12 protein-coding genes are annotated in these 11971 nt (G+C 72.7%); 4 read left to right on the forward strand and 8 right to left on the reverse strand.

Going from position 1 to position 11971, the window contains the following annotated elements; genetic code table 11:
• Position 1: 1 nt before the first annotated feature.
• Together thiS and thiO are read right to left on the reverse strand one after the other, a co-directional pair.
• Positions 2-202 (reverse strand): sulfur carrier protein ThiS, encoded by a 201-nt coding sequence (gene thiS / locus PKE99_RS24465; RefSeq protein ID WP_037048670.1) that lies wholly within the window; start codon positions 200-202, stop codon positions 2-4.
• Positions 199-1293, reverse strand: coding sequence for a glycine oxidase ThiO (gene thiO / locus PKE99_RS24470; protein ID WP_037048668.1), 1095 nt, complete (start codon positions 1291-1293; stop codon positions 199-201). The genes thiS and thiO overlap by 4 nt, the downstream gene beginning before the upstream one ends.
• Before the next feature lie 121 nt (positions 1294-1414).
• On the opposite strand from thiO, the gene thiE reads away from it, so the two are divergent.
• Positions 1415-2077: a thiamine phosphate synthase gene (thiE, locus tag PKE99_RS24475; protein WP_037048666.1), complete on the forward strand. Its 663-nt coding sequence runs from the start codon at positions 1415-1417 to the stop codon at positions 2075-2077.
• 23 nt (positions 2078-2100) lie between these two features.
• On the opposite strand, the gene PKE99_RS24480 is transcribed toward thiE, so the two are convergent.
• Positions 2101-3315 (reverse strand): hypothetical protein, encoded by a 1215-nt coding sequence (locus tag PKE99_RS24480; RefSeq protein ID WP_051737770.1) that lies wholly within the window; start codon positions 3313-3315, stop codon positions 2101-2103.
• 102 nt (positions 3316-3417) lie between these two features.
• Complete coding sequence (locus tag PKE99_RS24485; RefSeq protein WP_081924390.1) at positions 3418-4194, reverse strand: DUF3159 domain-containing protein; 777 nt, start codon at positions 4192-4194, stop codon at positions 3418-3420.
• Positions 4195-4311: 117 nt separating this feature from the next.
• Here PKE99_RS24485 and PKE99_RS24490 point away from each other — a divergent pair, with 117 nt between their 5' ends.
• Positions 4312-5124 (forward strand): SGNH/GDSL hydrolase family protein, encoded by an 813-nt coding sequence (locus PKE99_RS24490; RefSeq protein WP_037048665.1) that lies wholly within the window; start codon positions 4312-4314, stop codon positions 5122-5124.
• Positions 5125-5206: 82 nt separating this feature from the next.
• Here PKE99_RS24490 and thpD read toward each other — a convergent pair whose 3' ends face one another.
• From thpD to ectA, 4 genes are all read right to left on the reverse strand, one after another.
• A complete protein-coding gene (gene thpD / locus PKE99_RS24495; RefSeq protein WP_037048664.1) occupies positions 5207-6121 on the reverse strand; it encodes an ectoine hydroxylase in 915 nt (304 codons plus the stop codon).
• A gap of 145 nt (positions 6122-6266) precedes the next feature.
• Positions 6267-6677: an ectoine synthase gene (locus tag PKE99_RS24500; protein ID WP_037048663.1), complete on the reverse strand. Its 411-nt coding sequence runs from the start codon at positions 6675-6677 to the stop codon at positions 6267-6269.
• A 7-nt stretch (positions 6678-6684) separates the two neighbouring features.
• Complete coding sequence (ectB, locus tag PKE99_RS24505; protein ID WP_271214920.1) at positions 6685-7941, reverse strand: diaminobutyrate--2-oxoglutarate transaminase; 1257 nt, start codon at positions 7939-7941, stop codon at positions 6685-6687.
• Positions 7942-7951: 10 nt separating this feature from the next.
• Positions 7952-8566: a diaminobutyrate acetyltransferase gene (gene ectA / locus PKE99_RS24510; RefSeq protein WP_231498299.1), complete on the reverse strand. Its 615-nt coding sequence runs from the start codon at positions 8564-8566 to the stop codon at positions 7952-7954.
• A 940-nt stretch (positions 8567-9506) separates the two neighbouring features.
• Between ectA and PKE99_RS24515 the strand changes: the two genes are divergently transcribed.
• Positions 9507-10916, forward strand: coding sequence for an MSMEG_0569 family flavin-dependent oxidoreductase (locus PKE99_RS24515; RefSeq protein WP_081924388.1), 1410 nt, complete (start codon positions 9507-9509; stop codon positions 10914-10916).
• Between the two features lie 10 nt (positions 10917-10926).
• Positions 10927-11775 (forward strand): carbon-nitrogen hydrolase family protein, encoded by an 849-nt coding sequence (locus PKE99_RS24520; RefSeq protein ID WP_037048658.1) that lies wholly within the window; start codon positions 10927-10929, stop codon positions 11773-11775.
• The last annotated feature ends 196 nt before the right edge of the window (positions 11776-11971 follow it).

An 11971-nucleotide genomic window follows, 5' to 3' on the forward strand; every position in this document is an offset into this window, starting at 1 on the left:
GTCACCCTCCTTGCACCGCCGTCAGCACCTCGACCGCGGCGTTCGCCGCCAGCCGGGTCGACGCCCAGTCCGCCCGCCGCACGACCTGCCCGTCGACGGCCACCGCGATGCCCTTCCCCGGGGCCTCGATCGCGGCCAGCGCGTCGGCGACCGTCGCCTCGTCGGCGAGGTCGTGCGCAGCCCCGTTGATCTCCACCTTCACGTTCCCGTCCTCCCGAAGCGCGCGGGGTCGACCGCCGGCGGCACCGGCGCGCCCGCCAGCAGCCCGGCGACGAGCCGGGCGGTGAGCGGGGCCAGCAGGATCCCGTTGCGGCTGTGCCCGGTGGCGACGAGCGTCCGCCCGTCGAGCCGGCCGACGATCGGCACGTTGTCCGGGCTGCCCGGGCGCAGCCCCGCGGCCGCCTCGGCCAGCGTGTACTCGGCGATGCCCGGCAGGATGCGCTCGGCATCGCGCAGCAGGTCGCGGACGCCGCCCACGGTCGGCTCGGTGTCGAACCCGTGCTCGCTCTGGGTGGCCCCCACGACCAGGCCGCCGGGCCGCGGGACGAGGTAGACCGGGCGGCCGTCGACCAGCGCGCGGACGGTCCTCGTGGGCACCGGGAAGGCCCCGTGCCGGTGCGTGAGCCGCAGGATCTCGCCCTTGACCGGCCGGACCAGCCCGGCGAGCCCCGGGTGCAGCGCTGCGGAACGGGCGCCGGCGCAGATCAGCACGAAACCAGCAGCGTCAGTGGTGTCGCCGGGCTCCCACGCCCGCTCCTCCACCACCACGCCGGCCTTCTCCGCCGCCGCCCGCAGGGCCGCGAGCAGCGCGCGGTTGTCCACGGACAGGTCACCGGGGACGGAGAGCCCGCCGCGGACGTCCGGGCCCAGCCCGGGCTCCAGGCGGCGCAGCTCCCGCCCGCTCAGCCGCTCGACGGGCCGGCCCAGCCGGCCCAGGTGCCCCGCGAGGGCGTCGAGCTCGGCGCGGTCGCCGGACCCGGTCGCGGCGACGACGGTGCCCTCCGGGTGCAGCCCGGCCGGCTGCCCGGCGGCCGCGGAGAGCTCCTCGGCGAACGCCGGCCACAGCTCCAGCGACTCCAGGCCCAGCTCGAGCAGGCCCTCCTCGCCCGGCCACGCCTCCGTGACCGGAGCCAGCATCCCGCCCGCGACCCACGACGACCCGCTCGCCGGAGCGGGGTCGCGGAGGGTGACGCGCCACCCCGCCTGCGCCGCGCGCCACGCGCAGCTCAGCCCGATGACGCCGCCACCGACGACGACGAGGTCCTCCACCTTGCTTCCTCCCTGCGCCGGCATGACCCGGATCAGGTTCGACGGTCGGGACCGGCCAGTCCCCTCTCAGCCCGCTCGCGCGCGGACTCCCGTGCCCTGCACCCACAGCTCTCGTTCCCGGTCGCCCAGCCTACGCTCCCGGACCGTGCCCCGACTCGACCGTGAGACGCTGCTGACCCGGCTCGCCGACGCCCGCCTCTACCTGTGCACGGGAGCCCGCCGGGACCGCAAGGACCTGGCCGAGTTCGCCGACGCCGCCCTCGCCGGGGGCGTCGACGTCATCCAGCTCCGCGAGAAGGGCGGCGAGCCGCTGGAGGCGAAGCAGGAGCTGCAGGCCCTCGAGGTCCTCGCCGAGGCCTGCGCGAAGCACGACCGGCTCCTCGCCGTGAACGACCGGGCGGACGTGGCCCTGGCCGCGGGCGCCGACGTGCTGCACCTCGGGCAGGACGACCTGCCGGTCGAGTGGGCCCGCCGGGTGGCCGGCGAGGAGATCGTCGTCGGGCGCTCGTCGCACAGCGCGGAGGAGACCCTGCGGGCCGCCGACGAGCCCGGCGTGGACTACTTCTGCGTGGGCCCCTGCTGGCCGACCCCGACCAAGCCCGGGCGGCCCGCACCCGGCCTGGACCTGGTCCGCACGGTGGCCGGTCGTGCGCCGGCCCGGCCGTGGTTCGCGATCGGCGGGATCGACGGCGGGAACCTCGACGAGGTCCTCGCCGCCGGGGCCACCCGGATCGTGGTCGTCCGGGCGATCACGGAGGCGGAGGACCCGGAGGCCGCGGCCCGGGCCCTCCGCGCGCGCCTGCCCTGATCGGAGCGCCGCTCGGACCGACCTCAGTTCGAGCTGTTCTCGCCGCCGCTGCCGCTGGTGCCGCCGCCCTCGAGCAGCCCGTCGACGCCGCCCTGCTGCGACCCCGACCCGCTGTCCCCCGAGTCGGGCGACGTGGTCCGGGTCGGCGACCCGGTCCGCGGCGTGGTGGTCGCGGTGGGGTTGCGCGACGGCTCGTCGCTGCCGGTCCGCTCGGTGGAACGGCCCTGCTCGTCCGACGGCTCCGGGGTGGTCGTCGGGGTGGAGCTCTCCGTGGTGTCGGTGCTGCCGCCCTGGTCGGTGTTGTCGTCCGACGTGATCGGGGTCCCGGAGACGACCCGGCTGACCGAGGTGCCGGAGGTCCCGCCGGAGATCGGCGAGCCCTTGATCCACTCGACGCCGGTGATCACCATCATGCCCACCACGAACGCGACGACCGTCGAGGCCGCCGCCAGCAGCAGGCGCTTGCGGGTGTACCACGGGCGGGTCTGCTCCGCGGGTCCCTCCGCGGCCGCGTCGCCGAGCGCCGGCTGGAGCATCGTGGGGCCCGCGCCCTCGTCCGCCCGGCGCTGCAGCGGGATCGTGGCCAGCGGGTCCACCGGCTCGGCGATGACCACGGCGTCCTTCTTGCCGGGGATCTTCACCCGCGCCAGCACCGTCTCCTTGGTGCGGTCCAGCGAGCGTTGGTAGAGCGTCGTGCCCAGGGTCGTCACGACCGAGCCGAGGGCCGCGCCGGCCACCGTGCCGGTGGCGCCGAAGAAGGAGCCGAACACGGCCGTGGTGGCGGCGGCACCGGCACCGGCGATGATCTTGTTGACCGTCAGGTCCGGCTTCTTCTCCTCCACCGTCGCCGAGACGGCCGCGGTGGGGACGCCCCCGGACGTGACTGCGGAGGTGGCGCGGGTCGGCACGCCGCCGGAGGGCGTGCGCGGCTGCGGTCCCGTGGTCGTCGTGACCTGGGTGGGCAGCCCCGAGGACGGCGGCCCGACGCGGCGGGTGGCACCCGAACCGGCCGTGCCGCCGGTGCCCCGCGAGCTCGTCGCGCCCCCCGATCCCGAACGGCGCTGCGGACCGGGGTGGCCGGGTCGGCGGTCGTCGGGACGTCCGGCGCCGGGCCGCTGGGCGGCCCCGGTGCGCGGGAGGTCGGGAGGGCCGGCCTGCGACGGGACGGGTCGGCCGTTCTGGCCGGGCCCGGCCTGCGGGTACCGGGATGACTGCGGGCGGGGGTGCTGCTGGGCCATGACTCCGTTTCACATCACGCGAGGGCTGCCGGGGGTTCCTCACCCGATATGAACGTGGGCGATCTTGGAAACGCACCTCACGATCACGATGAGTGAGAGTTGTCACCCGTCCGTGGGCGGACCGTCCACCGTAGGGCCTCCCGGATCGGGACCCGGGACCCGGGGGTGCCGGATCCCCGGATGGTCCGGCGGGAGCGCCGAACGCAGCGCCGGCCACGACAGGACCACGCTCAACGCCACCAGCACCGGGCTGAACGCGACCCTGGCCGCGCCGAGCGCGAACACCCACTCCGCCTGGTACAGCGGCAGGAACACCGCCACCCGCACGACGTACTGCGCCACCCACACCCAGCTCGCCCGCTGGTAGCCGCGCAGCAGGTCCGGGTCCCGCCGCCACCGGGTCTTCTGCCCGAGCGCGGTGCCCACCACCAGGCCCAGCAGCGGCCAGCGCACCACGATCGAGACCGCCCAGGCCAGCGCGCTCGCCACGTTGCTGAGGATCTGGACCAGGAAGAAGTCCTCGGCCCGGCCGGTGTAGAGCGCCACGATCGCCGCGACGGCCACGCCGAGCAGGCCGAACAGCACCGCGCGCGGGCGGGTGCCCCGGACCAGCCGGACGACCGCGACGACGATCCCGGCCAGGATCGCCGCGGCCGCCGCGACGCCGACCGGCGACCACCAGCCGAGCGCCCCCGCCAGCAGCCAGACCAGCACGAACGCGACGACCGGCACGGAGGCGTCGATCGCCCCGCCGCGGCCGCCGAGGATCGCGCGCAGCGACTCCGCGCCCTCCCGGCGCGCGTCGCGCCCGCCCTCGCGCTCGGTGTCGCTCCCGGGGCCGCCGTCCGGACGGCCCGCGGGTCCCTCGGGTGTGCTCACGAGAGGCAAGGGTGCCCTATCCCGGTATCGAGATCACCCCGTGCTGGCGGATTGCGTGACGGATGGGTGATCCTGTTCGAGCATGAGGTGTCCCCCTGATGGACACGAGAAGAACGGATGCGAGAGGAGCTGGTTGCCGTGAACCGGTGGAACAGCTTCGTCGCCGTCGGCGACAGCTTCACGGAGGGCCTGGACGATCTCCGGGACGACGGGTCGCCGCGCGGATGGGCCGACCGGCTGGCCGAACGGCTCGCCGCCGGACGCCCCGGATTCACGTACGCCAACCTGGCCGTGCGCGGCAAGTTGCTGGACCAGATCATCGCCGACCAGGTGCCGGTCGCCGAGGCGATGCGTCCCGACCTCGTCTCGTTCTGCGCCGGCGGCAACGACATCATCGGCCTGCAGTGCGACCCCGACGACCTCGCGGTGCGCTTCGACGCCGCCCTCGCCCGCCTGGTGGCCACCGGGGCGGACGTGCTGATCTTCACCGGCTTCGACCTGCGCCGCATGCACGTGCTGCTGCGCCGGCTGCGCGGCCGCGTGGCGACCTTCAACGAGAACCTGCGCGCCAGCGCCGACAAGCACGGCTGCCGCGTGGTCGACCTCTGGGGCATGAACGTGCTGGCCGACCCCCGGGCGTGGGCCAGCGACCGGCTGCACCTCACCCCCGAGGCCCACGAGCGCGTCTCGCTGCGGGCCCTGGAGGTCCTGGGCGAGCCGGTGCCGTCGGACTGGCGCACCCCGTGGCCCGTGGCCGAGCAGGCCAGCTGGCGCACGCGGCAGGCCGAGGACCTCGCCTGGGTGCGCGACCACGTGATGCCGTACGTGCGCAAGCGGCTGCGCGGCGGGCACACCGGGGACGGCTACCTGCCCAAGCGCCCCGAGCTCGCGCCGCTGGAGCGGCTGAACCGCTCCTTCCCCGCGGTCTGACTCACGGTTCGAGCCTGTCGACGCGGACGGGGCGGCTCCCGGGTGGGAGCCGCCCCGTCCGTCGCGAGGGGTGGGCGCGGGGTCAGCGCACCGGCGTGAAGTCCCGCGCGCCGATGTACTCCGGGCGCCGCCTGGGCGCGTAGTACGGCTCGACGCAGGCGTTCTCCACGCTGTTGAACACGATGAAGATGTTCGAACGCGGGTACGGGGTGATGTTGTCCCCGGACCCGTGCATGCAGTTCGAGTCGAAGAAGGTCGCCGACCCGGCCTTGCCGGTGAGCATGGCGATGCCGTGCCGGTTGGCCAGCGCCGTGAGGCTGTCCGGGTCCGGCGTGCCGATCTCCTGCTCCTTGAGCGACGACCTGTAGTTGTCCTCAGGGGTCTCCCCGACGCAGCTCACGAAGGTCCTGTGCGACCCGGGCATGATCATCAGGCAGCCGTTGTACTCGTAGTTCTCGGTCAGCGAGATCGAGCAGCTCACCGCGCGCGGGGTGGGCATGCCGTCCTCGGCGTGCCAGGTCTCGAAGTCCGAGTGCCAGTAGAAGCCGCCGCCGCCGAAGCCGGGCTTGTAGTTGATCCGGCTCTGGTGGACGTAGACGTCGCCGCCGAGGATCTGCCGGGCCCGGCCGACCACGCGCTCGTCGGCCACCAGCCGCGCGATGGCGTCACTGATCCGGTGCACCTCGAAGATCGAGCGCACCTCGTCGGACTTCTTCTCGACGATGCAGCGGTCGTCCGCCCGCACCAGCGGGTCGGTGGCCAGCCGGTCGAGCTCCGCGGCGTACCCGGCGACCTCGTCGGGGGTGAGCAGCTGCGGGACCTGGCTGAAGCCCTTCTCGGCGTGGCCGTGCAGCTCCTGGGCGCCGTACATGCCGGCGCTGGACTCGCTCCCCCAGACGGTCGGCTCGACGCGCTCGATCAGCGCGGGCTCGCTCGACACGCGCGTGTAGTAGCGGTCCTGGGTGGTCCGGGTCTGGCTGCTGCTCGGGGCAGACATGCGCGTCCCTTCCTTTCCTCGTCGGTCCCTGTGGGAGTGATCCGCCCTTCCTCTGCGGTGGGTTCGGCGGTCGTTCGGTGGTGCGGTGGTGGTACACGGCGCGACCGCCGGGCCCGGTCGGACCCGGCGGTGCGCCGCGCGGGCGTCAGGCCTGGCCGGCCGGCTCCGGCGGCAGCTCGAGCAGCGGGTACACCCCGTTCTCGTCGTGCACCTCGGTGCCGACGATCGGCGGGTTGAACACGCACACGCAGGTGATGTCGGACCTGACCCGCACCTGGTGCTTCTCGTTGCCGTCCAGCAGGTACATCGTGCCCGGGCCGAGCTGGTACGTCCGGTCGTTGTCCTTGTCGTACAGCTCGCCCTCGCCGGAGACGATGTAGACGGCCTCGACGTGGTTGGCGTACCAGAAGTCGTTCGTCGAGCCGGCCCGCAGCACCGTCTCGCCGACGGAGAAACCGACCCGGTCGTGCGCGGTGACGATGCGGCGCGAGTACCAGCCGGGCGTGTCGACGTGGTTCTTCGTGCCCGTGACGTCATCGATCTTGCGGACGATCATGTAGTGCTCAGCCTCCGGAGGTGACGGCCTTGACGGACTCGGCGACGATGGCGAGGCCCTCGTCGAGCTCGTCGTCGGTGATGGTCAGGGGGGCGAGGATCTTCATGACCTCGCTCTGGGGTCCCGAGGTCTCCATCAGGAGTCCCCGCTCGAACGCCGCCGCACACACCTTGGCGGCCTGCTCCTCCTGCGCGAACTGCAGGCCGCGGGCCAGGCCCCGGCCCTTCGCGGTGAGCTCGGTCGACTTGGTGTCGGCGACGATCCGGTTGAAGGCCTCCTCGACCTTCTCGCCCTTGCGGACCACGTCGCGCTCGAGCGTGTCGTCGCTCCAGAACTGGTGGATGGCCTCGGTCCCGGTGACGAACGCGGGGTTGTGCCCGCGGAAGGTGCCGTTGTGCTCACCCGGGCCCCAGACGTCGTGCTCGGGCTTGATCAGGACGAGCGCCATCGGCAGCCCGTATCCGGAGATCGACTTGGAGATCGTGACGATGTCCGGCTCGATGCCGGCGGCCTCGAACGAGAAGAACGGGCCGGTGCGCCCGACGCCCATCTGCACGTCGTCGACGATCAGCAGGATGTCGTGGCGCTTGCACAGGTCCGCGAGGCCCTGCAGCCACTCGATCCGGGCCGGGTTGATCCCGCCCTCGCCCTGCACCGTCTCGACGATCACGGCCGCGGGCTCGTTGAGGCTCGAGCCGGTGTCCGTGAGGACCTTCTCGAACCACAGGAAGTCCGGCACCTTGCCGTCGAAGTAGTTGTCGAACGGCATCGGGGTGGAGTGCACCAGCGGGATGCCGGCACCGCCGCGCTTCATCGAGTTGCCGGTCACCGAGAGCGCGCCGAGCGTCATGCCGTGGAAGGCGTTGGTGAAGTTCACCATCGCCTCCTTGCCCGTGATCTTGCGGGCCAGCTTCAGTGCCGACTCGACGGCGTTGGCGCCGGTCGGGCCGGGGAACTGGACCTTGTAGTCCAGGCCACGGGGGCCGAGGATCTTCTCCCGGAAGGTCTTCAGGAACTCGCCCTTGGCCGTGGTGTACATGTCCAGGCCGTGGGTGATCCCGTCCCGGGACAGGTACTCCAGCAGCTTCCTCTTCAGGGGCTCGGGGTTGTGGCCGTAGTTCAGCGCGCCCGCACCCGCGAAGAAGTCGAGGTACGAGTTGCCGTCGGTGTCCCACAGGCGAGCGCCCTTCGCCGTGTCGAACACGACGGGCCAGTTGCGGCAGTACGAGCGGACCTCGGACTCGACGTCCTCGAAGATGGTCATTCTCTTCTCATCATCCTTCGGTCGGGATCGGGCCGATTCGATAGAGGATCTCTGATTCGTGTCCGTCGCCGAGAAGGGATCCGGGGAACAATTCCGTTCTCGACACCTCCGCGTCGTTGCGGCGCGCGAACGCGGCGAACATGGCGTTCGACGCGTCGTTGTCCGGCGTCACCGTCGTCTCCATGAACCGGACGCCGGGAACCTGCGCGAAAAGCGTGTCCAGCATTCGGCCCGCCACTCCGCGACCGCGGGCGGCGGCGCCGACGGCGACCTGCCAGACGAGCAATGTTTCAGGGGCGTCCGGGCGGCGGTACCCCGTGACGAAGCCGACGGGCCGGCCGTCCAGCTTCGCGATCACCGAGGTCGCGGCGAAGTCGCGGCACCAGAGGAGGTACGCGTACCGGGAGTTCACGTCGAGGACGCGGGACTCCGCCGCCATCCGCCACAGGTCGACGCCGTCGTCGACCGTCGGGGGCCCCACCGTCAGTTCGGGTTCGTCGCCGGGCGGATCCGAGGCGTCGGTGGTGGCTGCGGTCATGGCCAACGAACGTAACAGGGGTATTGCGAACCTGCACCCGTCGGCAGTTGTCGACAACATTCGATCGCGGAGTTCCGTGATCGTCATCACAACATCGTTTATTGCTCGGGAAATGTGGGGACCGCCGGGATCACCGAATGGATGCCGCGGTTTCCGCAGGTGCATCGCCGATTTCGCGGCTGGGCCCCGGGGAGGCCTCGGCGCCGCGGGCCCTACTGGCCGTCGCCGTCTGCCACGGCCCGTCACGGAGCATGACGCTCGCCACGCTCCCGCCCGTTCCGCACGATAGGGGGAGTCGGGCCGCGCCGCGAGGCGAGCGGGCGGGAGTCGGTCCGACCGGTCGGACCGCTGCCGGGATCCGGGAGGGCGCGAAGTGGATCACCGCCGCCTCCGCGGGCGCGGTCGCGGCGGGCGCACTCCGACGCGGGCGCGGTCGCCCGCGAAGGACGGGACCGCGGCTCGCGGGCCCGGAGGCACCGGGCCCGCGGACAGGGGGTGCCCGACGCACACCGACCTCCTCGGGCGGATCTTGGCGCGCCCGCAGGAGACCGGTTCCGGCAGCGTGCAGCTTCCGATTGAAGCCGCCGTTGCGCTGTTCGGCCCAACACCGCTTTCCCGGGTGTGGTGACGCATTTCCTGCGGCTTCGCCCTCGCCGGCCTCGGGGTTTCGGACATCACGCACGCCACACATGAGACGTACGGCACTCAACCACCTTCGGGCAGGCCGTCCGGCTCACCCCGCGCCCTCTTTCGTCGCCGGGCCGCATAGTGCCGGGGAGAGTTCGCGGAAACGCGAAGACCGCGATCCCGCGCAGGGCCGATCCCTGCCCCGACGCGGCCGTACACAGCCCCTGAGCAAGAGCACTGCTCTGATCTCACCTCGCCGCAACAAGACCATGATCCGGAAACACAGATGCGTTCCGGATGACACATCCCGGCAACGGCTCCGCCGTGAACTGGTTCGCGAGCCAGTCACGGTCCGGCTCGGACCCCCTCGCCGTCGGAGCCCCTCAGGAGCTGATCCTTCATGTCCCCGTCGCAGCCGGCCACCCACCTGCGCGCCGTTCCCGATCCCGCCCCCGCCACGTCCGACCTCGACGGCGCGCACCGATCCGTCGTGGTCGTCGGCGGCGGACAGGCGGGTCTGTCGGTGAGCCGCTGGCTCACCCACCACGAAGTCGATCATCTCGTGCTCGAGGCGGAGACCGCCGGGCACGAGTGGCAGGACCGGCGCTGGGACTCGTTCTGCCTGGTCACGCCGAACTGGCAGTGCCGGCTCCCCGCGTTCCCGTACGACGGCCCGGACCCCGACGGCTTCATGGTCCGCGACGAGATCACCCGGTACCTGGAGAAGTTCGTCGCGTCGTTCGACCCGCCGCTGGTGGAGGGCGTCCGCGCCACCTCGCTGCGGGCCGGTGACACGGGCGGCTTCCGGATCGCCACCGACAAGGGCACCGTGACGGCGGACCAGGTCGTGGTCGCGACCGGGCCGTACCAGGTCGCCCGCACCCCGCGGATGGCCGAGCGCCTCCCGGACGCGGTCACCCAGCTGCACTCCTCGCAGTACCGCAACCCGGACCAGCTGCCCGAGGGCGCGGTCCTGGTCGTCGGCACCGGCCAGTCCGGCTGCCAGATCGCCGAGGACCTGCACCTCGCCGGCCGCACCGTCCATCTCGCCACCGGCACCGCCCCGCGGGTCGCCCGCTTCTACCGCGGCCGCGACTGCGTCGCCTGGCTGTCCGAGATGGGCACCTACACCAAGGGCATCGACCGGTTCCCCGACGCGGAGGCGGTGCGGCACAAGACGAACCACTACGTCACCGGCCGGGACGGCGGGCGCGACATCGACCTGCGGAAGTTCGCCCTGGAGGGCATGAACCTGCACGGCCGGCTGGTCGGCATCACCGACGGGCGGCTCCGCTTCGCCGACGACCTGCGGTCCAACCTGGACGGGGCCGACGCCGTCGCCGAGGGCATCAAGGACTCGATCGACGCGTACATCGCCGCGAACGGCATCGACGCGCCGGCCGAGGAGCGCACAGCCCCGGTCTGGGCACCGGAGGCCGACGAGCCGGAGGAGATCGGCCTCGCGGCCGCCGGCATCACGACCGTCATCTGGTCCACCGGCTACGGCCGCGACGACCGCTGGATCGAGCTGCCGATCTTCGACGGCCGCGGCTACCCCACCCACGAGCGCGGCGTGACCAGCCGGCCGGGCCTCTACTTCATCGGTCTGCCCTGGCAGTACACCTGGGGTTCGGGCCGCTTCTCGGGTGTCGCCGACGACGCGGAGTACCTCGTCGGCCGGATCCTCGAGACCCGCCGCGCGGGCCGCGTCGCCGACGGTCTGTCCTGGCTGGCCGGCACCCCGACCAGCACCTTCCCGTCCGACCCCGCCGACGATCCCGACTGGGTCGCCCCCCGGTCGGCCAGCTGAGGAGCCCGCCATGCCCACGACCCGTGTCGCGACCGTCGCGGCCCCCTTCGACCGGGATATCGAGGCCGACTTCGCCCGCATCACCCGCCTGGTCGACGAGGCGAAGCAGCAGGGTGCGCAGCTGCTCGCCCTGCCCGAGGCCGCACTCGGCGGCTACGTCTCCGACCTGGGCGGATCCGCGTCCCCGCCGCCGGCCTTCGCGGTCGACGGCCCGGAGATCGCCCGCCTGGCCGCGTTGGCCGGGGACCTCGTGGTCACCGCCGGCTACTGCGAGGCGGCGGACGGCCGCCGGTACAACGCGGCGGTCTGCGTGACCGGCGACGGCGTGCTCGGCACCTACCGCAAGGTCCACCAGCCGCTCCGCGAGGACGCCACGTACACGGCCGGCGACGCCTTCGAGGCCTTCGACACCCCGATCGGCCGGATCGGCATGCAGATCTGCTGGGACAAGGGCTTCCCCGAGGCGGCCCGGGCCCTGGCGATCGACGGCGCCCGGGTGATCGTCTCGATGTCGGCCTGGCCGGTCAGCGCGACGAACCCGCACCCCGACCCCGCGCAGGACCGCTGGACCCGCCGCTTCGACCTGTTCGACCGCGCCCGCGCACTGGAGAACCAGGTCGTGTGGGTGGCGTCGAACCAGTTCGGCACGTTCGGCTCGCTGCGCTTCGCCGCCAACGCCAAGATCGTCGACCCCGGCGGGGAGATCGTGGCCGCGACCGGGCAGACCGAGTCGATGGTGGTCGCGGACTTCGACCTCGAGGCCGACCTCGACGCCCACCGCGCCGGCATGAACAACCTGCGCGACCGCCGCCCTGACGTCTACGGGGCCCTGACCCGGCCGGCACTGCAGCCGGTCTGAGCCCGACCCGCTCCCCGACCATCCACAGCAGTTTTCCACACTGGAGGAAACATGGCCGACCTGACCGATCTCGAGAAGCAGAGCCTCGAGGAGATCCCGCACCCGTCGATGCCGGAGGGGTCGTCGATCTACGGCGGCACCAAGGTCTTCCCCGACTACCAGGCCGAGCACGGGGAGACCTACTTCACGCTGGTCC

This window comes from Pseudonocardia halophobica, assembly GCF_027922425.1.
In the GTDB taxonomy this organism is placed as follows: domain Bacteria; phylum Actinomycetota; class Actinomycetes; order Mycobacteriales; family Pseudonocardiaceae; genus Pseudonocardia; species Pseudonocardia halophobica.